Source organism: Cereibacter changlensis JA139, assembly GCF_003034985.1.
Classification (GTDB): domain Bacteria; phylum Pseudomonadota; class Alphaproteobacteria; order Rhodobacterales; family Rhodobacteraceae; genus Cereibacter; species Cereibacter changlensis.
In genome coordinates, this window is record NZ_PZKG01000461.1 from 1 (window position 1) to 288 (window position 288).

Consider the following 288-nt stretch of genomic DNA (forward strand, 5'->3'; position numbering starts at 1 on the left):
GCCGGTGGTGATCAGGTCGTCGCCGCCGCGCAGGACTTCCGTGGCCTCGACCCGGACGATGATGCCATCCGCCAGCGTCACCCTGCCGAGGTCGCCGAGGATGACCGCGGCGCCCTCGCCATCGGTGATCGTGTCATTACCCTCGCCGCCGAAGACCCAGGCCTCGCCGTCGCCGGTGGTGATCGTGTCCTTGGCGCCCTGCACCGCGACAATGCTGCTGACCGAGGTCAGCACCCCGCCCGTCGCCAGCACCGAGCCCAGATCGCCGAGGATCAGCGCGAAGCCGTC

At 70.5% G+C, this 288-nt stretch carries 1 pseudogene; it reads right to left on the bottom strand.

The window, feature by feature from the left end:
• A pseudogene (locus C5F48_RS25620) lies at positions 1–288 on the bottom strand (hypothetical protein); the annotation flags it as partial.